The sequence below is a fragment of the Micromonospora haikouensis genome, assembly GCF_000876225.1.
GTDB classification, from domain to species: domain Bacteria; phylum Actinomycetota; class Actinomycetes; order Mycobacteriales; family Micromonosporaceae; genus Micromonospora; species Micromonospora haikouensis.
Map to the genome: position 1 here is coordinate 308091 of NZ_JXSX01000003.1, position 19040 is coordinate 327130.

19 protein-coding genes are annotated in these 19040 nt (G+C 74.6%); 9 read left to right on the plus strand and 10 right to left on the minus strand.

The features are described 5' to 3' along the window. Window positions 1-86 precede the first annotated feature (86 nt). The 4 genes from TK50_RS23030 (at window position 87) to TK50_RS23045 (ending at window position 3496) form a co-directional block, all read left to right on the plus strand. A complete protein-coding gene (locus tag TK50_RS23030; RefSeq protein ID WP_043967046.1) occupies window positions 87-620 on the plus strand; it encodes a YlcI/YnfO family protein in 534 nt (177 codons plus the stop codon). 212 nt (window positions 621-832) lie between these two features. Continuing rightward, window positions 833-1672 carry a DUF4097 family beta strand repeat-containing protein gene (locus TK50_RS23035; protein ID WP_043967049.1) on the plus strand — a complete coding sequence of 280 codons (840 nt, stop codon included), beginning with the start codon at window positions 833-835 and terminating at the stop codon, window positions 1670-1672. Window positions 1673-1700: 28 nt separating this feature from the next. Then, window positions 1701-2660, plus strand: coding sequence for a daunorubicin resistance protein DrrA family ABC transporter ATP-binding protein (locus tag TK50_RS23040; protein ID WP_043967051.1), 960 nt, complete (start codon window positions 1701-1703; stop codon window positions 2658-2660). After that, window positions 2657-3496, plus strand: coding sequence for an ABC transporter permease (locus TK50_RS23045; RefSeq protein ID WP_043967053.1), 840 nt, complete (start codon window positions 2657-2659; stop codon window positions 3494-3496). The genes TK50_RS23040 and TK50_RS23045 overlap by 4 nt, the downstream gene beginning before the upstream one ends. A gap of 18 nt (window positions 3497-3514) precedes the next feature. Here TK50_RS23045 and TK50_RS23050 read toward each other — a convergent pair whose 3' ends face one another. The 7 genes from TK50_RS23050 to TK50_RS23080 form a co-directional block, all read right to left on the minus strand. Beyond that, window positions 3515-3889: a DUF4259 domain-containing protein gene (locus tag TK50_RS23050; protein ID WP_043967055.1), complete on the minus strand. Its 375-nt coding sequence runs from the start codon at window positions 3887-3889 to the stop codon at window positions 3515-3517. 322 nt (window positions 3890-4211) lie between these two features. After that, window positions 4212-5915, minus strand: a complete 1704-nt coding sequence (locus TK50_RS23055) for a SulP family inorganic anion transporter (RefSeq protein WP_082106526.1) — start codon at window positions 5913-5915, stop codon at window positions 4212-4214. A gap of 239 nt (window positions 5916-6154) precedes the next feature. Continuing rightward, a complete protein-coding gene (locus TK50_RS23060) occupies window positions 6155-6772 on the minus strand; it encodes a hypothetical protein (protein ID WP_043967057.1) in 618 nt (205 codons plus the stop codon). A 193-nt stretch (window positions 6773-6965) separates the two neighbouring features. Continuing rightward, the gene (locus tag TK50_RS23065; protein WP_043967059.1) at window positions 6966-8189 is read right to left on the minus strand and encodes a S8 family peptidase; all 1224 of its coding nucleotides are present in this window, start codon (window positions 8187-8189) and stop codon (window positions 6966-6968) included. Between the two features lie 106 nt (window positions 8190-8295). Next, entirely contained in the window at window positions 8296-9072 is a 777-nt protein-coding gene (locus tag TK50_RS23070) for a hypothetical protein (protein WP_043967061.1), read from the minus strand. 26 nt (window positions 9073-9098) lie between these two features. Further along, window positions 9099-9587 (minus strand): roadblock/LC7 domain-containing protein, encoded by a 489-nt coding sequence (locus tag TK50_RS23075; protein WP_043967063.1) that lies wholly within the window; start codon window positions 9585-9587, stop codon window positions 9099-9101. Beyond that, on the minus strand, window positions 9584-9955 hold the full coding sequence (locus TK50_RS23080; RefSeq protein ID WP_043967064.1) for a hypothetical protein: 372 nt from the start codon (window positions 9953-9955) through the stop codon (window positions 9584-9586). The genes TK50_RS23075 and TK50_RS23080 overlap by 4 nt, the downstream gene beginning before the upstream one ends. Before the next feature lie 462 nt (window positions 9956-10417). On the opposite strand from TK50_RS23080, the gene TK50_RS23085 reads away from it, so the two are divergent. The 4 genes from TK50_RS23085 (at window position 10418) to npdG (ending at window position 13794) form a co-directional block, all read left to right on the plus strand. Then, window positions 10418-10621 carry a hypothetical protein gene (locus tag TK50_RS23085; protein ID WP_043969275.1) on the plus strand — a complete coding sequence of 68 codons (204 nt, stop codon included), beginning with the start codon at window positions 10418-10420 and terminating at the stop codon, window positions 10619-10621. 82 nt (window positions 10622-10703) lie between these two features. Next, complete coding sequence (locus TK50_RS23090; protein ID WP_043967067.1) at window positions 10704-11459, plus strand: hypothetical protein; 756 nt, start codon at window positions 10704-10706, stop codon at window positions 11457-11459. A gap of 131 nt (window positions 11460-11590) precedes the next feature. Continuing rightward, on the plus strand, window positions 11591-13009 hold the full coding sequence (locus TK50_RS23095; protein WP_043967069.1) for an RNB domain-containing ribonuclease: 1419 nt from the start codon (window positions 11591-11593) through the stop codon (window positions 13007-13009). An 86-nt stretch (window positions 13010-13095) separates the two neighbouring features. Beyond that, window positions 13096-13794 carry an NADPH-dependent F420 reductase gene (gene npdG / locus TK50_RS23100; protein WP_043967071.1) on the plus strand — a complete coding sequence of 233 codons (699 nt, stop codon included), beginning with the start codon at window positions 13096-13098 and terminating at the stop codon, window positions 13792-13794. 207 nt (window positions 13795-14001) lie between these two features. On the opposite strand, the gene TK50_RS23105 is transcribed toward npdG, so the two are convergent. From TK50_RS23105 to TK50_RS23115, 3 genes are all read right to left on the minus strand, one after another. Beyond that, the gene (locus TK50_RS23105) at window positions 14002-14622 is read right to left on the minus strand and encodes a hypothetical protein (RefSeq protein ID WP_144420369.1); all 621 of its coding nucleotides are present in this window, start codon (window positions 14620-14622) and stop codon (window positions 14002-14004) included. A gap of 26 nt (window positions 14623-14648) precedes the next feature. Further along, entirely contained in the window at window positions 14649-15494 is an 846-nt protein-coding gene (gene panB / locus TK50_RS23110; RefSeq protein ID WP_043967074.1) for a 3-methyl-2-oxobutanoate hydroxymethyltransferase, read from the minus strand. Between the two features lie 121 nt (window positions 15495-15615). Beyond that, the gene (locus TK50_RS23115) at window positions 15616-17424 is read right to left on the minus strand and encodes an NAD+ synthase (protein ID WP_043967076.1); all 1809 of its coding nucleotides are present in this window, start codon (window positions 17422-17424) and stop codon (window positions 15616-15618) included. Between the two features lie 224 nt (window positions 17425-17648). Here TK50_RS23115 and glnA point away from each other — a divergent pair, with 224 nt between their 5' ends. Further along, window positions 17649-18998 (plus strand): type I glutamate--ammonia ligase, encoded by a 1350-nt coding sequence (gene glnA, locus TK50_RS23120; protein WP_043967078.1) that lies wholly within the window; start codon window positions 17649-17651, stop codon window positions 18996-18998. Window positions 18999-19040: the final 42 nt, after the last annotated feature.

Here is a 19040-nt window from a genome sequence, read left to right on the forward strand (position 1 = left end):
GATTATGCCGCCGTGGTGCCATGCCTGGCGGCACTGCTGTGCCAAGTTGGCTTGTTCGTGTGCCATTCATGTGCCATAATGGTGCCATGGACCTGACCTCCTACGTGAGCAACCTCGGACGCGAGTTCGCCACCCTCGCCGAGGCCGGCGGCGACGAGTCGCGGTTGCTGGTCGAGCGCCTGACCGGGCCGCTGGAATCGGCGATCCGGATGACCCTGCTGGAAGCGCTCTCGGCCGCCGCCGACGAGATCACCCGGGACCTAGCCCCGGGGTCGGTGGAGCTGCGCCTGCGCGGGCGCGACCCCGACTTCGTCGTCACCCCGCCGCCCGCCGAGCCGCTCCAGCCCGCCACGGCAGGCGTCGCGGCGACGGGCGGCGGCACACCGGACGCCGTCCCGCCGATCGCCGAGGACGGCCCCGCCGCGCGGATCAACGTACGCCTGCCCGAGCAGCTCAAGGCCGCGATCGAGGAGGCGGCGGCGCGGGAGGGCCGCTCGGTCAACGCCTGGCTGGTCCGCGCCGCCGCCGCCGCCCTGCAACGACCCGACCACGACCAGCGCCCCGAGCCCCGCGACAGCGGCAGGCGCGCCCGGCAGAGCTTCACCGGCTGGGTGCGCTGACCGCACCCGCCCCACGCCGCCCCGGGCGGCACCGCTCCACGCCAGCCCGGGCGGCACCCGCCCCACGCCGCCCCGGGTAGCAGCACGCCACGCCGTACGGGCGGCAGCACCTCAGGCCGGGCCGCACCGCGCAGCACGCCGGGCCGCACCGCCCCGGCCTCACGTCCCCGACCTGCGGGGGCGACCCACCCACCCACGATGCGGAGACAACCATGCCTACTTTCGAGACCCCCGAACCGATCTCCGTCACGCTGGAAATCGGCGTGGCCCACGTGCGGGTCGCCGCGAGCGACCGGACCGACACCGTCGTCGAGGTCCGGCCCAGCGACGAGACCGACGAGTCCGACGTGCAGGCCGCCGCGCAGGTCCGGGTCGACTACGCCAACGGCGCGCTCCAGGTCACCGGCCCGAAGCGTACCTTCGACTTCTCCAAGAAGAGCAGGTCGGTGGAGGTCTCCATCGAACTGCCCAGCGGTTCCCCGCTCTCCGCCCACCTGGTGATGGGCGACGTCCGCTGCACCGGCCGGCTCGGCGAGTGCCGGATCAGGACCACCGGCGACGTCCGGATCGAACGGACCGGCCCGCTGCGCCTGCACACGGGGGTCGGTCACGTCACCGTCGACGCCGTCGCGGGCGACGCCGAGGTCTCCACCGGCTCCGGCAAGGTCGAACTCGGCGAGGTCGAGGGTGCCGCGTCGGTCAAGAACTCCAACGGCGACACCAGCATCGACGCGGTCACCGGCGACGGGCGGGTGCGCGCGGCCAACGGCGACATCCACGTCGAGCGGGCCGGTGCCGGCATCGACGCGAAGACGTCCAACGGCAGCATCCGGCTCGGCGAGGTGGTCCGCGGCGCGATCGTGCTCGGCACCGCCGCCGGGAACCTGGACGTCGGCATCGCCGAGGGCACCGCCGCCTGGCTGGAGGTCAACACCGGGTACGGGCACGTGCGCAACCTGCTGGAGAACACCGGCCGGCCCGGCGGGACCGAACAGACCGTCGAGGTCCGCGCCGCCACCTCCTACGGCGACATCACCATCCACCGCTCCTGACCCCCTTCGGCCCGAGGAGAGAACAAGCATGTCCAGTACGCGAACCCGGCCCGCGATCGCCGCGACCGGCCTGCGGAAGTCGTTCGGCGACCAGGTCGTACTCGATGGTGTCGACCTGTCCGTGCCGGCCGGCACGGTGTTCGCGCTGCTCGGCGCGAACGGTGCCGGGAAGACCACCACCGTCCGGATCCTGTCCACCCTGCTCGCCGCCGACGCCGGTGACGTCCGGGTCGCCGGGCACGACCTGGCCCGCGAACCGGACGCGGTGCGCGCCGCGATCGGGGTCACCGGCCAGTTCTCCGCCGTGGACAACCTGCTCACCGGCGAGGAGAACCTGCTGCTGATGGCGGACCTGCACCACCTGCCCCGGGCCGAGGGCCGGCGGCTCGCCGCCCGACTGCTCGAACAGTTCGACCTGACCGACGCGGCGCGCAAGCCGGCGTCGACGTACTCCGGGGGCATGCGGCGGCGGCTCGACCTGGCGATGACCCTGGTCGGCGACCCGCGAGTGATCTTCCTCGACGAGCCGACGACCGGGCTGGACCCGCGCAGCCGCCGCAACATGTGGCAGCTCGTCCGGGACCTGGTGGCCGGCGGCGTCACGATCTTCCTGACCACCCAGTACCTGGAGGAGGCCGACGAGCTTGCCGACCGGATCGCGGTCCTCGACCGGGGCCGGGTGATCGCCGAGGGCACGGCGGAGGAACTCAAGCGCCGCATCCCCGGCGGGCACGTCCGCCTGCGGTTCGCCGACGAGCAGGGCCTCGACGCGGCCCGGCGCGTGCTCGGCCAGGTTTCGCGCGACGGCGACGCCCTCGCCCTGCGGGTGCCCAGCGACGGCAGCCTGCGCTCGCTCAGGGCCCTGCTCGGCCGGCTCGACGACCAGGCCGTCCAGGTCGACGAGTTGTCCGTGCACACCCCCGACCTCGACGACGTCTTCCTCGCCCTCACCGGCGGCCCCACCGACGAGAAGGTGACCATCCGATGAGCACCCCCGCCCTCACCGGCCCCGCCCCTGCGGCCCTGCGCCTCCACCCGCTGCGTGACTCGGCGACGATGCTGCGCCGCAGCCTCCGGCGCATGCTGCGGTACCCGTCGATGACCGTGACGCTCGTCGCGATGCCCGTCGTCTTCCTGCTGCTGTTCGTCTACGTGTTCGGCGGCACGCTGGGCGCCGGGCTCGGCGGGGCGGTGCCCGGCGGCGCGGCCGGCGGGCGGGCCGCGTACGCCAACTACGTGGCCCCCGCGATCATCCTGATGACCGTGACGGCGGCGGTCCAGGGGACGGCGATCACCATCGCCATGGACCTGACCGAGGGGATCATCGCCCGGTTCCGCACGATGCACATCGCCCGCGTCTCGGTGCTGACCGGACACGTCCTGGGCAGCATGATCCAGGCGATGCTCAGCGTGGTGGTGGTGACCGCAGTGGCCGTGCTGGTCGGCTTCCGGCCCGCCGCCGGACCGGGCGGGTGGCTGGCCGCGGCCGGCTTCCTGGCGGCGGTGACCTTCGCGCTCGTCTGGCTGGCCGTCGCGCTCGGCCAGGTGAGCGGGAGCGTCGAGACCGCCAGCAACCTGCCCATGCCGCTCGTCCTGCTGCCCTTCCTCGGCAGTGGGTTCGTCCCCACCGACTCGATGCCGGCCGGGCTGCGCTGGTTCGCCGAGTACCAGCCGTTCACGCCGATCATCGAGACCCTGCGCGGCCTGCTGATGGACGAGCCGGTCGGCAACGACGCGTGGCTCGCGCTCGCCTGGTGCGCGGCCATCGCGCTGGGCGGCTACCTCTGGTCGAGGCGGCTGTTCAACCGGGAGCCCGCGCGCTGACGGTGGGCCGGCTCCGGCTCATGCCCCGCCCGCCGAAGCCAGCTCGGCGAGCTGGTCGAAGGTGCGGACGAGCACCTCGCGCCGCTGCGCCCGGTAGGCGGGGCTGGGCTCCAGGCCGTCGATCGTCTCGTCCCAGACGGCCAGGTACCGGCTCTTCCAGCCGGCGATGGTCTCCGGGTCGGGCAGCGTGACCCCGACGTGGCGCTGGCTGCCGATGAGGTGCAGCAGCTCCAGATTGCAGGGGACGACGACGCCCCAGTATTCGTCCGGCTCCAACCTGACCGGGTCGCCGGACATCGCCTCCGCGATCTCGTCGACCAGCCGCCCGGTCACCGTCGACAGGTGATCGGCGGCGGTGTCGTCGTCGAAGTTGCCACTGCCCCAGGTCCCCATGGTGTCGTCTGCCCTTTCGCGATCGTCGCTCGGTCGACGCCCGAGTCAACCAGACACCACCGACGATCCGCCGCCAGCCGCCAGCCGCCAGCCGCCAGCCGCCGGGTCCGCCGTCGCCAGCCGCCAGCCGCCGGGTCCGCCGTCGCCATGTCGGCGACATGGGGGCATCCGGCCGGTCGGGATACCCCCATGTCGCCGACACGGCGGACCCACCCGGACCCACCCGGACCCCACCCCACCCCGGGCCGGGCGGACCCGGCGAGCCCGGCCCGGCGGGCCCAGGACCGGGCGAGCCCGGCTCGGCGGGCCGGGCCGGCCGGGGTCAGTCCGTCGCGTCGACCGTGGTGGGGCGGTCGTCCTCCGCCGGGCGCGGCGCGACGACGTGCACCGACACCCCCGCGTTGCGGTTGTGCGTCTCGATCCAGGTGTCCAGCGCGGTGCGGCAGGCGTGGTCGACGTGCCGCAGCCCGCGCAGGTCCAGCCGGACGGTCCGGTCGGCCGGCAGTTCGTTGAGCGTGGTGAGGATGGTGGGCAGCCGGAGGAAGGTGGCGTTCCCGGTGATCGCGACCTCGACCGGCCCCGGGCCGGCGTCGCCCACAGCGGCATCACGCGCGGAAACCTCACGCGCGGACGCACCGCCCACCGAGACAGCCCACGCAGAGACGTCACCCGCAGAGACGTCACCCGCTGAGACGTCCCGCGCTGGGACGTCGTCCACCGAGACGTCCCGCGCTGAGACGTTGCCCGTGGAGACGCCCCGCGCCGAGACAGCGTCCAGGGCGGCGTCGCGCACGGTGACCCGGACGTGCGAGGTCTCCCACGCGGTCTTCACCACGGCCAGACCGAGGCCGACGAGCACGCCGGTGAACATGTCGGTGGTGAGGATGGCCAGGGCCGTCACCGCCAGCACCGCCGCCTCGCCCCGGTGTTCCCGCCACAGCTGCGGCAGCGCGCGCAGCGGCAGCAGCTTGACGCCGGCGTGGACGAGCACGGCGGCGAGCGCGGGCAGCGGCATCAGCCCGATCAGGCCGGGCGCGGCGGCGGCGAACAGCAGCAGCCACAGCCCGTGCAGCACCCGGGAGGACTTCGTCCGTGCGCCGGCCCGCACGTTGGCGGAGCTGCGGACGATGACGGCGGTCATCGGCAGGGCGCCGAGCAGGCCGCAGATCGTGTTCCCGGTGCCCTGCGCCACGAGTTCCCGGTCGAAGTCGGTGCGAGGGCCCTGGTGCAGCCGGTCGACGGCCGCCGCGCTGAACAGGCTCTCCGCTGACGCGACCAGGGTGAACGTGGCGATGGTGGCCAGCACCCCGACGTCCGCGAGGGTGCCCCAGTGCCCGAGCGACGGCTGCATCGCCGCGAGCAGCCCCTCGACCTCGATGGTGTCGACGGGCAGCCCGAGCGCGGCGGTCACCCCGGCCGCCGCCACGACGGCGACGAGCGCACCGGGGACCGTCCGCAGCCGACCGGGCAGCCTGTCCCAGCCCACCATCACGGCGATGGTGGCCACGCCCACGGCGAGCGAGACCCGCGCCGGTGTGGACGTGGCGACCTCGCCCACCAGCCCCGGCAGGCCGGTGAACTTGCCCGGCCCGGTGTGCGGCGCGGCGACGCCGGCCAGGACGTACAGCTGCCCGGCGATGAGCAGCAGGCCGATGCCGGCGAGCATGCCCTGCACCACCGACACGGTGATGGCGCGGAACCAGCGGCCGAGCCGCAGCAGCCCCAGCCCGATCTGGAGCAGCCCGGCGACCAGGACGATCGTGCCGAGGCCGGCGAGGCCGTAGCGGTCCACGGCCTCGGCGACCAGCACGGTCAGGCCGGCGGCGGGGCCGCTGACCTGCATGCTGCTGCCGGGCATGAACCCCACGACGAGGCCACCGACGATGCCGGTGACCAGGCCGAGTTCGGCCGGCACGCCGGAGGCGACGGCGATGCCCACGCAGAGCGGGAGGGCGACGAGGAAGACGACGACGGAGGCGGACAGGTCGGCGCGCAGCGTGCGCCAGGGCAGGGCGGGAGGCGACATCGTTCACATCCGGGGAAGGCGGGGCGAGCGGGCAACGGGTCGGCCACCGACGCCGGCCGCCGGCTGGTCGCACCGCCGGCCGGGCCGGGGGTACGGGTGTCGGCGGCGCGACGGCCGGTGGGTGACGCGTGGTGGTCAGGCGTACGCGGAGGTGCCCGACGGGCCGGGGGACGTCCTCGCCGTCCGCCGGCCGTGCGCCGCCCGCGACGGCGGGCGGGCCGGGTGCCGGCTGGCGGCGCTCAGCAGCGCAGGACGCTCAGCCGGATCGGGTCGGGTCCGGCGTCGGCGGTGGCGGGGCGCCCGTCGGCGGTGCTGCCCCGGCGGACGGCGGCGTCGGGCAGGGCCGACCCGGTCTGCGGCCCGGGGTCGCGGCGGTCGGTGCCCTGGTTGCCCCGCCCGGAGCGGCTGACCGATCCGCACGCCTTCCCGTCGAAGCGGGGCACGACGGTGGGGTCCGGCGGCTGGCCGGTGTGCGCGGCGAGCGTGGTCACGAGGCGGTACGCCTCCAGGGCGACCTGCCCGGCCCGCCCGGTGCGCGGCGGCCCGCCGGCCCGGGAGGTTGCCCCGGACCGGGCATCGGCGCGGGCCCGGGGGCCCAGGTCGGCGGGCGGCGCGACGGTGGCCAGGGCGGCGACGGCGGTCGGGGCGCTGGCGTGCGGCGCGACGGCGGCCGGGGCGGCGACGGCGGCCGGGGCGCTGGCGTGCGGTGCGGTGTCGGCCTGCGGTGCGGTGTCGGCCTGGGGCGCGACGGCGACGGCGACGGCGTCGAGCGGGGAGCGGCAGGCGAGGCCGAGGTGCAGCAGGAGCGCGCCGGCGAGCAGCGGGGCGAGGAGAACGGCGACGGGTCTGCGCTGCACCGCTCACCCCCAGGCCGGTACGCGTGCACGCACACCGCGTGCCACCACACCGTAGAACTCCCGACCCGCGTTGCCGGTTACGCCCGTTTTAACGGATTGATGCGCGCTGTGGGGGCCTGTCGTGATCCGTGCCCGGACGCGGTGCGGCCCCGGAGCGATCGAGCGCTCCGGGGCCGCACCTGGGGGTGGGTGATCAGCTGGAGGGGGAGACGTACAGCAGGCGGTTCGGGGAACCGGTGCCGGGGCTGGTGACCACGCCGGCGGTGGCCGTGCTGGTCAGGTACGAGGCGACCTGGGCCGGGGTCCAGGTCGGGTTGTTGGACAGGACGCGTGCGGCGGCGCCGGCCACGTGCGGCGAGGCCATCGAGGTGCCGCTGATGGTGTTGGTCGCCGTGTTGCTGCTGTACCAGGCGGACAGCACGTCCACGCCCGGGGCGAAGATGTCCAGGCAGGTGCCGTAGTTGGAGAAGCTGGCGCGCGCGTCGTTGCTCTGCGTCGCCCCGACGGTGATCGCCGTGGGCACGGCGGCCGGCGAGGAGGTGCAGGCGTTGGCGTTGGAGTTGCCGGCGGCCACCGCGTAGGTGACCCCGTCGGCGATGGAGTTCGCCACGGCCGTGTCCAGCGACGAGTTCGCGCCGCCGCCGAGGCTCATGTTCGCCACCGCCGGCTGGCCGGCCTGGTGGTTGGAGGTCACCCAGTTGACGCCGCCGATGACGCCGGCGTTGGTGCCCCGGCCCCGGCAGTTGAGCACCCGCACGGCGACGAGCTTGACGTCCTTGGCCACGCCGTACGTGGTGCCGCCGACGGTGCCGGAGACGTGCGTGCCGTGACCGTTGCAGTCGGCGGCCGGCAGCGCGTTGTCGACCGCGTCGTACCCGTCGACGGCCTGGCCGCCGAAGTCGTTGTGGTTGATGTTGATGCCGGTGTCGATGATGTACGCCGTGACGCCGGTGCCGGCGCTCGTGTAGTTGTACGAGCTGCTCAGCGGCAGGGCGGCCTGGTCGGTGCGGTCCAGCCCCCACGGCGGGTTCGCCTGGGTGGTCTGGAGGCTGACCTCGTGGTTCTGCTCGACCCAGGCGACGGACGGGTGCGCCGCGAGGCGCTTCGCGGCGGCCTCGGACAGCCGCACCTCGAAGCCGTTGAGCGCCGCGCCGTACACCTGGGCGACGCTGCCGCCGAACCGCTTGGCCAGGCTGCCGGCGGAGCTGGCGACGGCGGCGGCCCGGGTGCCGGCCTTCCCGCCCACGGCGCTGTCCTTCAGGACCACGATGTAGCTGGAGGGAACGGCGGTGGCGCCACCGGCGTGGCGGATCTCGCCGGTCGCGGGCGCTGCGGACACCGGGCTGCCGATCATGGTGGCGGCCAGCGCCGACGCGGTCAGCACGCCGAGGGTGGCGGCCTTGCGGGGGAGCGTCATCTATCGGTCTCCTCTGTCGTCGACCGCGCCCAAGCTGCGGGTACGCGGTCTGAGATCGTGATGACAGGCTATCGATAGATCCACAGTGAGCTATATATCGAATGGGTCATAGCATCGCGCGTATCTCGTCGCGTACGCCCCGCTGGAACGCGCGGGCCGCCACGCCGCCCGGTGGCGGGCCGCCGCCCCGGGCCGCGATCGCGCGCTCGATCAGGCCGGCCGCCGGGTGCCCCCGCCCGACCAGCCGCCGCCCCGCCGCCACCTTCGGCAGCCAGTCGCCGTCGCGGCAGCGCACCAGCGCGCGGCACGCGCCGAGCACCGCGTCCTCGGCGCCGGCGGCCGGCTCGTCGCCGGGCGGGGTCGGCAGCGCCAACCACCAGGTCAGCGCGTCCACCAGCAGCCGGCGCAGGTCGGCCGGCGTCAGGTCGGCGAACGCCTCCCCGGCCGGCGGCCCGAGCAGGGCCGACCCGCCGGCGTGCAGGATGCTGCGGTCCAGCCCGTACCAGAACCGGCCTTCGGCGGCCGGCCGCTCGTCGCCGGACCAGGTCACCCGGGGCGGCATCCGGGCGCCCGTGTTCAGCTCCACCTCGAAGCCCGGCTCCGGGGTGCCCGACCGGGCCACGTCCCGGCGGTAGACGACCAGCTCCAGCCCGCGCGCCGGGCAGGGCAGCGCCTCGTGCCGCAGCCGGGCGACCAGCTCCCGCTTGCGTCCGGCGGGCAGGGCCTTCGCGCACAGCAACGCCACGTCCACGTCGCTGCGCCCCGGCTGGTACGCGCCGAGCGCCACCGACCCGGCCGCGTACGCGCCGACGAGGTCCTCGCCGAGCACCTCGCCGGCCGCAGTGACCAGCTCCGTCAGGTAGCGCTCCACCTCCGTGTCCACCGTCGCATTGTGGCGGTCCGGCTCGCTCAGGGGCGGTCCCGCTGCAGCAGGGCGGCGAGCCGCTCGGCCGTCGACGGCGCGTGCAGGTGCAACCGGGCCACGTTGATGCTGTCCTGACCCACCACGGCGAGCAGTGCCTGCGGACTGACGGCGTAGACGCTCAGGTAGCCGCGGTCGTTGCGGACGGTGGACTGCTGGAACTCGCCCTGGCCCAGCCGCAGCCCCACCTGCCGGCCCAGGCCGTACGTGGTCGCGGCGAGCGCGGCCAGGTCGTTCGGGTCGACGTCGGTCTGCATGTTGTGGGTGATGAGCAGGCCGTCCACGCCGCCGAGGACGCAGCCGTGCACGCCGGGGATCTGCAACCGCAGGTCGGCCAGCTCCTGCCCGATCGCCGCGTACGGCAGCGAGGGGTTGCCCGCCAGCGACGGCGGGAACGACCGGGGCGCCGGCAGGTCCCCCGGCTGCCGTGCGGTGCGCCGGGGCAGGACGGTTCCGGTGCTGTCGACCACGCTCACAGCTCCAGGCTCTCCTCGATGACGCGCAGCTGGTGGCGGGCCATCGCCAGGTTGGCCCGGCTCTTGCTCACCATCAGGTACAGGAACAGGCCCTTGCCCGTCCGGCTGGTGACCGGCCGGATCAGGTGGTACTGCGAGCCGAGGGTGATGAGGATGTCCTCGATCTCGTCGTTCAGGTTCAGCATCTCGATGGTGCGCAGCTTGGCGCGGACCACGTCCGTGTTGCCGGCGGCGGCGACCGTCAGGTCGATCTCCCCGGTGCCGCCGGCCACGCCGAGCGTCATGCCGCTGTTGTAGTCGACCAGTGCGGCGCCGATCGCGCCATCGATGTTCATCGCGCTCTTGAGCGCGACGTCAAGGTTCGCCACGGTGTTGTCCCCCAGGTCGGGCGCGCGGGCGTCGCCTGTGCGTTGCCGAGGGTCACCTGTCGGTGACAGGGGCGCCGCGCCGCGCAGAAGGTTTCGCAGAGGCTCGCACACGGCGCGGCGGGGCGCACCCGCAAGCAGGCGTATCGACCTGAGCGGAGGGCCGTGCCGGCTCGCCGGTCCCGTAAGTGGGACCCGGTGACGGATGGCCCGTTCTCGTCCAGGCTGATATGAAGCCCCCCAGGGTGGGTGGTAGGGGACGGGACCGCTCTTACCGACCGCCGCGCGGTCTCCGCCGACACCGCGCCGGCCGCCCCGGCGGGGCACCGCGACGGCGCGGACTCCCGGTCGGCGGGTTCCGCCATTCCGGCCCGGCGGCCGGTCAGCGCGTCTACTGTGGAAGACGTCGGCGACTATTTGCCTGAACCGGTGGCGGCCGGGCGGTGCGCGGTGCACAGTGATCCCATGAGCGACAGCGGAAGTGGTGGGCACTACTACTGGTGCACGCGACACCACCGGGTCGAGACCGAGGCCGACGTCTGCGCGGCGCGGCACGTGCTCGGGCCGTACGCCTCGGCGGCCGACGCGGAGAACGCCCTGCAACAGGTGCAGGAGCGCAACGACGCGTGGGACGCCGAGGACGCCCGTTGGGCCGGGGAGGACAGATAAACGGCGCGGGACGGCCCGCGTCGAGGAACTCCGTGCCCCGAGAGGAGGCACGCGAGAGCATGTCCCCAAGGAGGGAACCACGATGGCCGAAGCACAAAAGGCCACCACCCGCCCGGCCGCCCAACGTACGACCGCGAAGAAGACCGCCGCGGCCGGACGGGCCACGGGCACGACCCGGGCCGCCACCACGGCGACCCGGCGGTCGACCGTGACCAAGGCGTCCCCGAACGCCTCCGGCGCCGGGGCCGGCCGGGTGCCGGCGAAGAAGGCGGTCGCGAAGAAGGCCGCCGCGACGAAGGTGGCGACCAGCAGGACCCCGGTCGGCAGCAGGACCGCGGCGAAGAAGGCGCCCGCGACGCGGGCGTCGGCGAAGAAGGCCCCGGCCGCCAAGACCACGACCGCCAGGAAGACCACCGCCGCGAAGACCACCGCCGCGAAGACCACCGCCACCAAGACCGCGAGGAGCGCCACCGGCGCGGCGGCGACCAAGCGGACGACGGCGGCGACCAAGAAGGCGTCCCCGGCGGCGAAGCGGACGACCACGACGGCGGCGAAGCGCACGACGGCGGCGAAGCGCGCCGGCGCGACGGCGGCGAAGCGCACGACGGCGGCGGCGGCGAAGAAGGCGCCCACGGCGGCGAAGCGCACGGCCGCAGCCGCGAAGAAGGCCCCGGCGGCGAAGAAGACCACGGCCCGGAAGACCACGGTCGCGAAGAAGGCCCCGGCCGCTAAGAAGACCACGGCCCGGAAGACCACGTCGTCCCGGTCCACCGCCACCCGCACGGCCACCGCCAAGAAGGCTCCGGCGAGGAAGTCGACGTCCTCCCGTAACCCCTGATCCCGCCCACCCCGCCCTGTCGACCAGGAGGTTCGCGCCGAAGGCCCGCCGGCCGGCGACGTGAACCTCTTGGCCGACCCCGCGGTGCGGGGCGCCGCGGTGCGGTGGGTGGGGGGTGTCAGGATGGGGCCGTGGTGATCCGACGCGTCCTCGCGCCCCGCATCGACTTCGGTGCGCTGCGCCGCGAGCTGGAACTGCCCGAGCGGTTCCCGCCCGCGGCGCAGCGCGAGGCCGAGGAGGCCGCCGCCGCGCCGCCCCGGCCCGACGTCGACCGCACCGACGTCCCGTTCGTCACCGTCGACCCGGCCACCTCACGGGACCTCGACCAGGCGATGCACCTCGCCCGCCGCTCCAGTGGCGGCTTCCGGGTCCGGTACGCCATCGCCGACGTCGCCGCCCACGTGCGCCCCGGCGGCGCGCTGGAGGAGGAGACCTGGCGGCGCGGGCAGACCGTCTACCTGCCCGACGGCAACGTCCCCCTGCACCCGGAGACGCTCAGCGAGGGCGCGGCCAGCCTGCTGCCCGACCAGGACCGGGCGGCCGTGGTGTGGACGATCGACCTCGACGCCGACGGCGAAACGGTCGCCGTCGTGCTGGAACGCGCCCTGGTGCGCAGCCGCGCCAAGCTGGACTACGTCGGCGTCCAGGCCGCCGCCGACGCCGGTCGGCTGCCCGAGCCGATCGCCCTGCTCCCCGAGCTCGGCGCGCTGCTCACCGCACGCGGCCTGCGCCGGGGCGCGGTCAACCTGCCGCTGCCCGAGCAGGACGTCGAACCGGACGGCGACGGCTGGCGGCTGGTGCTGCGCGGCCCCGTCCCGATGGAGGAGCACAACGCACAGATCTCCCTGCTCACCGGGATGGCCGCCGCCGACATCATGCTCGCCGGCGGGATCGGCCTGCTGCGGACGATGCCGCCGCCGAGGCCGGAGGCGGTGGCCCGGCTGCGCACCGCCGCCGCCCCGCTGGGCGTGCACTGGCCCGACGGCGTCGGCGTCGGTGAGGTGCTGGCCGGGCTGGACGCCTCCGAGCCCCGGGCCGCCGCGTTCGTCGACCAGGCGGCCGAGCTGATGCGCGGTGCCGCGTACACGGCGTTCGACGGCGCGCGGCCCGAGCAGCCGGCACACGGCGGGGTCGCCGCCGCGTACGCCCATGTCACGGCCCCGCTGCGCCGGCTGGCCGACCGGTACGCCACCGAGGTCTGCCTGGCCCTGCACGCCGACCGGCCGGTGCCCGACTGGGCCCGCGCGGCGCTGCCCAGGCTGCCGCAGGTGATGGCCGCGACCGACCGGACGGCCGGCGCGGCCACCCGGGGCGCCGTCGAGCTGGCCGAGGCGGTGCTGCTGGCGCACCGGGTCGGCGAGACCTTCGACGCGGCGGCGCTGGAGGTGGACGAGCCGAGGCCGGGCCGGCAGCCCGGCGGCACGGTGGCGCTGGACGCCCCGCCGGTGCGGGCCCGCTGCACGGGGGCGCTGCCGCTGGGCGAGCGGGTCCGGGTCCGGCTGGTCACCGCCGACCCGGCCACCCGGAAGGTCCTGTTCGCGCTGACCTGACGGCCGTGCGGGCCCGCGCCGCACGGCCGCAGCCCGCGCCGCGCCCGGCGCTGCTGCCGGACCGGCTGGTTTGCGAGGATGGGCCCATGGCATACGACGCGAGCACGCTGCCCGACGTGTCCGGGCTGACCGTCGGCATCATCGGCGGCACCGGCGACCAGGGCCGGGGCCTGGCCTACCGCTTCGCCCGCGCCGGGCAGTCCGTGCTGATCGGCTCCCGGTCGGCCGAGCGCGCCGCCGAGGCCGCCGCCGAGATCGCCGCCCTGCGGGGCGTGCCGGCCGACGCCGAGGTGGCGGGCGCGGACAACGAGGAGGTCGCCCGGCGCAGCGACGTGGTCGTGATCGCGGTGCCGTGGGACGGGCACGCGGCGACCGTCGCCGCCCTGGCCGGGCCGCTCGCCGGCAAGATCGTCGTCGACTGCGTCAACCCGCTCGGCTTCGACCGGCAGGGCCCGTACGCGCTGACCGTCGCCGAGGGCAGCGCCGTCCAGCAGGCCGCCGCCCTGCTGCCCGACTCGCGGGTCTGCGCGGCGTTCAACCACGTCAGCGCCCCGCTGCTGGCCGACCCGGAGGTGGACCGGATCGACCTCGACGTGCTGATCTGCACCGAGGACCGCGAGCTGGTGGACGTCGTCGGCGCGCTCGCCGCCCGGATCCCCGGCATGCGGGGCATCTACGCCGGCCGGCTGCGCAACGCCCACCAGATCGAGGCGTTCACGGCCAACCTGATCGCCATCAACAAGCGTTACAAGGCCCACGCCGGCCTCCGCGTCACCGACCTCTGAGGGACGCCGCCCCGCCCCGCCCCGGCCCGCCCCGGCCGGTCGCTGCGGGTCGGGCCGCGCGATGTCGGCGACATGGCGGTATCCGGGCGGTTGGGATACCGCCATGTCGCCGACGTGGAGTCGATCACCACCTGTGGGACGGGCTGCCGCGTCGAGGCGGCACTGCGGCGGTAGACGGCCGCCGGCACACCCAGTTCGGCGCTCGGGTCAGAGGTTCGGGTCGACGCCGACCTTCTTGCAGGCGGCGTTGGCCTTCGCGCCGGCCTTCTCCAGGGCGGCGCTGTCCTCGGCCGCGGCCTCGACGTCCGCGGCGTTCGCGATCCTGCGGGCCTCCGCGCCGACCGCGGCCAGCGCGATGGCGACCTCGCTGCCGGAGCCGCCCGTCGCGGGCGCGACCTCCGACATCTCGGTGAACGCCTTCTTCATCGCCGCCGCCGGGTCCCCGCCGTCCACGACGGCCTTCATCAGCGCCTTCTTCGAGTCGTCCGCGATCTTCTTCGCGGTTTCGCAGAGCTTCTTGTCGGCGGCCGGGTCGGCGGAGGCGGGGGTGGCGGCCGTCGGGGCGGGGGCGGTGGTCGGGGCGGCAGCAGTGGTAGCAGTGGCGGCGGCCGAGGTGGGCGCGGCTGTCGGGGCCGGCTCCTCCCCGCCGCACGCCGCGAGCGCCAGCACGGAGACGCAGGTCAGGACAACGGTTGAGATGCGAACATGATCCACGAGCGGGTACCTTAGCCGCTGCGTCCGCTGGCCGGACGCCCGCGTCACCACCCGCCGGCTGTCGCCGCCGTCGGCGCGGGCCGCCGGGCGCTGCCGGTGGACGACGCGGGGCACGCCGCCCACCGCAGCCCCCGGACGTGTCAGAAGGTGTGCTCGGCGGCCGGGAACTCGCCGCCCCGGACCTCGTCGGCGAACCGTCGGGTCGCCTCGGTCAACGCCCCGGCCAGGTCGGCGTAGCGCTTCACGAACCGGGGGGCCCTCCCGGTGCGCAGGCCGGCCATGTCCTGCCAGACCAGCACCTGCGCGTCGGTGTCCGGCCCGGCGCCGATGCCGACCGTCGGGATCGCCAGCTCCCCGGTGATGCGCTTGGCCACCTCGCCCGGCACCATCTCCAGCACCACCGCGAACGCGCCCGCCTCGGCCACGGCGAGGGCGTCGGCGAACACCTCGTCGGCCGTGTCGCCGCGCCCCTGCACCCGGTACCCGCCGAGGGTGTGCTCGCTCTGCGGGGTGAAGCCGACGTGCGCCATCACCGGGATGCCGGCCCCGACGATCGCGGCGACCTGGTCGGCGCAGCGCCGGCCGCCCTCCAGCTTCACCGCGTGGCAGCCGCCCTCCTTCATGAACCGCACGGCGGTGCGCAGCGCCTGCGTCGGCCCCTCCTCGTACGAGCCGAACGGCAGGTCGCCGACGATCAGCGCCTGCTTCGTCGCCCGCACCACCGCCCGCACCAGCGGCAGCAGCTCATCGGTGGTCACCGGCAGCGTCGTCTCGTAGCCGAAGACGTTGTTCGCCGCCGAGTCGCCGACCAGCAGCGCCGGGATCCCGGCGGCGTCGAAGATCGACGCCGTGTACTGGTCGTACGAGGTGAGCATCGACCACTTCTCGCCGCGCTCCTTGGCGGCGAGCAGGTCGCGGGTGCGCACCCGCCGGGTGGCCGGGCCGCCGTAGAGGGCGGTCACCTCGGTCGGGGTGGACTCCACCATGACTGTCTCCTTCCTCGAGGCCGCGTGCGCGGTCCCCGGGTCCGTCGCAAGCGTCGCACCGCGCGACGGTCGACGGCAGGAGGCAGTGGAGGATTTCACTCCCCGGTGGGCCCGGCCGGGCTCAGCCGTCCTCGCGCCAGCGGTTGGTGATCGGCAGCCGCCGGTCCCGCCCGAACGCCTTCATCGAGATCTTCGTGCCGGGGGCCGACTGCCGCCGCTTGTATTCCGCGGTGTCCACCATCCGCAGCACCCGGTCGACGACCGCCGGGTCGTGCCCCGACTCGACGAGCCCCGTGCGGCCCAGGTCGCCGTCGACGTACCCGATCAGGATCGGGTCGAGCACGTCGTAGTCCGGCAGCGTGTCGCTGTCGAGCTGGCCGGGGCTCAGCTCGGCGCTCGGCGGCTTGCCGATCGAGTTCTCCGGGATCGGCGGGGTCTCGCCCCGGCGGGTGGCGTCGGCGTTGCGCCACTTCGCCAGCCGCCAGATCAGCGTCTTCCACACGTCCTTCACCGGGTTGAAGCCGCCGACCGAGTCGCCGTAGAGAGTGGAGTAGCCCACCGCCAGCTCGCTCTTGTTGCCGGTGGTGAGGACCAGGTGGCCCTCCTGGTTCGACAGCGCCATCAGGATCACCCCGCGCACCCGGGCCTGGAGGTTCTCCACCGTCACCCCGGACAGCGACATGTTCGCCAGGAACGTGTCCACCATCGGCTGGATCGGCTCGACCCGGTAGTCCAGGCCGGTGCGCTTGGCCAGGTCCTCCGCGTCGGCCCGGGAGTGCTCCGACGAGTGCCGGCTGGGCAGCGAGACGCCGACCACGCGGTCCGGGCCGAGCGCGTCGACCGCGAGGGCCGCCACGACCGCCGAGTCGATGCCGCCGGAGAGCCCCAGCACCACCGACGGGAACCGGTTCTTGTCGACGTAGTCGCGCAGGCCCAGCACCAGCGCCTGCCACACCTCCGCCTCGTCGGCGACCGGCTCGATGATCCCGCCCACCGCCGCCGCGCCGCCGGGTGCCGGCGGGACGTCGCCGACCGTGGCCCGCACGATCCGCATGCCCGCGGCCAGCTCGCCGCCGGCCGGCGCCGCCCCGCCGGCCGGCGCCGCCCCGCCGGCCATGGCCGCGTCGCCGCCGTGTCCCTCGGCCGCCGGCAGCTCGACGTCGTGCACGAGCAGGTGCTCGACGAACTGGGGGGCGCGGGCCAGCAGCGTCCCGTCCGCGCCGACGATCAGCGAGTCGCCCTCGAAGACCAGCTCGTCCTGGCCGCCGACCATGTTGACGTACGCCACGGCGGCACCGGCCTCGGCGGCCCGGCGGCGCACCAGCGGCAGCCGGATGTCGTCCTTGTTCAGCTCGTACGGCGAGCCGTTGATCGTGACGACCAGGCCGACGCCGGCCTGCCGGGCCGCCGCGAACGGGCCCCCGGCCTGCCACATGTCCTCGCAGATGGTCAGGGCGACGTCCACCCCGCCGACGCGGACCACCGTCAGCGCGTCGCCCGGGACGAAGTAGCGGTCCTCGTCGAACACCCCGTAGTTGGGCAGGTGGTGCTTGAAGTAGGTGGCCACCACCTCGCCGCCGTGCAGCACCGCCGCGGCGTTGCGGGCCCCCCGGCCCGGCTCGGCGTCGGAGCTGACCTGCGGCGGGCCGTCGGCGTCGAGGTAGCCGACCACCACCGGCACCCCGCCCAGGCCGTCGGCGGCCAGGTCGGCGGCGAGACGGCGCAGCGCGGCCTGCGACGCGGCGACGAAGGACCGGCGGAACACCAGGTCCTCGACCGGGTACCCGGTGAGCACCATCTCCGGGAACAGGACGAGCTGGGCGCCGGCGTCGGCGGCCGTGCGGGTCCACCGGCGGACCAGGCCGGCGTTGCCGGCGAGGTCGCCGACGCTCGGGTTGACCTGGGACAGGGCGAGACGCAGGGTGGGCATGTCCACATCTTGCCCCAGCCGGCCGGCGCCGACACGGCGGCGGCGCGGAGACGGCGGCCACTCGTGCGGCGACGCCCGGCAGCCCGGCGGGGGTCCGTCCGCCAGGGGGCGGGACACGACAGGACGCGGTCCGGGCCGGTCGCGTAACGTCTGCGTAAAGGAGCCGGTGGAGACTGGGCGGCCAGGCCCCACCGGTGGTGGAGACAGTGGCACGAGGGGTGGAAGTGGACCGTCAGCAGGAGTTCGTCCTCCGTACGCTGGAAGAGCGGGACATCCGGTTCGTCCGGCTGTGGTTCACCGACGTGCTGGGCACGCTCAAGAGCGTGTCGGTGGCCCCCGCCGAGCTGGAGGCCGCGTTCGAGGAGGGCATCGGGTTCGACGGCTCGGCGATCGAGGGCTTCGCCCGGGTCTTCGAGTCCGACATGGTGGCCATGCCCGACCCGACCACGTTCCAGGTGTTCCCCTTCGAGGGCGGGGTCAGCGGCGAGAGCGCCCGGATGTTCTGCGACATCCTGCTGCCCGACGGCGGCCCGTCCTGGGCCGACCCCCGGCACGTGCTGCGCCGGATGCTGTCCAAGGCCGCCGAGAAGGGCTTCACCTTCTACACCCACCCCGAGATCGAGTTCTTCCTGCTGGAGAACGGCCCGCAGGACGGCTCGGTGCCGACCCCCGTCGACACGGGCGGCTACTTCGAGCACACCACCCACGCCGTGGCGCGGGACTTCCGCCGCCAGGCCGTGCTGGCCCTGGAGCGCATCGGCATCTCGGTGGAGTTCAGCCACCACGAGGTCGCCCCCGGCCAGCAGGAGATCGACCTGCGGTACGCGGACGCGCTGACCACCGCCGACAACATCATGACCTTCCGGCACGTGGTCAAGGAGGTCGCGCTCTCCACCGGCGTGCAGGCCAGCTTCATGCCGAAGCCGTTCACCGACCAGCCGGGCAGCGGCATGCACACCCACCTGTCGCTGTTCGAGGGCGAGCGCAACGCGTTCCACGACGGCGGCGACCCGATGAAGCTGTCGAAGGTGGCGAAGTCGTTCATCGCCGGGCTGCTCACCCACGCCCGGGAATACACGGCGGTCACCAACCAGTGGGTCAACTCCTACAAGCGGCTGTTCCCGCAGGCGCTGCCCGACCGGATCACCGAGAGCCCCGCGTACGTCTGCTGGGGTCACCTCAACCGGTCGGCGCTGGTCCGCGTCCCGGCCTACGGCAAGCCGAACTCGGCCCGGGTGGAGGTCCGCTCGCTGGACTCGGCGACGAACCCCTACCTGGCGTTCGCGGTGCTGCTCGGCGCCGGCCTCAAGGGCATCGAGGAGGGCTACGAGCTGCCCCCGGGCGCCGAGGACGACGTCTGGTCGCTGAGCAGCGCCGAGCGCAAGGCGATGGGCTACGAGGCGCTGCCGGAGAACCTGGCCGAGGCGATCGACGTGATGGCCGGCTCGGAGCTGGTCGCGGAGGTGCTCGGCGAGCACGTCTTCGACTTCTTCCTGCGCAACAAGCGGGCCGAGTGGGAGCAGTACCGCCGCGAGGTCACCCCCTACGAGCGGCAGCGCTACCTGTCGCTCTAGACGCCGCAGGCCGGCGCGGTCTGTCGGGGAGTTGCGGCGGGC

Bases quoted from the DNA above. Each gene is read 5' to 3' on its own strand.
- TK50_RS23030 (WP_043967046.1), top strand. From the start codon at position 87: ATGGACCTGACCTCCTACGTGAGCAACCTCGGACGCGAGTTCGCCACC.
- TK50_RS23035 (WP_043967049.1), top strand. From the start codon at position 833: ATGCCTACTTTCGAGACCCCCGAACCGATCTCCGTCACGCTGGAAATC.
- TK50_RS23040 (WP_043967051.1), top strand. From the start codon at position 1,701: ATGTCCAGTACGCGAACCCGGCCCGCGATCGCCGCGACCGGCCTGCGG.
- TK50_RS23045 (WP_043967053.1), top strand. From the start codon at position 2,657: ATGAGCACCCCCGCCCTCACCGGCCCCGCCCCTGCGGCCCTGCGCCTC.
- TK50_RS23050 (WP_043967055.1), bottom strand. From the start codon at position 3,889: ATGGGGACCTGGGGCAGTGGCAACTTCGACGACGACACCGCCGCCGAT.
- TK50_RS23055 (WP_082106526.1), bottom strand. From the start codon at position 5,915: ATGTCGCCTCCCGCCCTGCCCTGGCGCACGCTGCGCGCCGACCTGTCC.
- TK50_RS23065 (WP_043967059.1), bottom strand. From the start codon at position 8,189: ATGACGCTCCCCCGCAAGGCCGCCACCCTCGGCGTGCTGACCGCGTCG.
- TK50_RS23085 (WP_043969275.1), top strand. From the start codon at position 10,418: ATGAGCGACAGCGGAAGTGGTGGGCACTACTACTGGTGCACGCGACAC.
- TK50_RS23090 (WP_043967067.1), top strand. From the start codon at position 10,704: ATGGCCGAAGCACAAAAGGCCACCACCCGCCCGGCCGCCCAACGTACG.
- npdG (WP_043967071.1), top strand. From the start codon at position 13,096: ATGGCATACGACGCGAGCACGCTGCCCGACGTGTCCGGGCTGACCGTC.
- panB (WP_043967074.1), bottom strand. From the start codon at position 15,494: ATGGTGGAGTCCACCCCGACCGAGGTGACCGCCCTCTACGGCGGCCCG.
- TK50_RS23115 (WP_043967076.1), bottom strand. From the start codon at position 17,424: ATGCCCACCCTGCGTCTCGCCCTGTCCCAGGTCAACCCGAGCGTCGGC.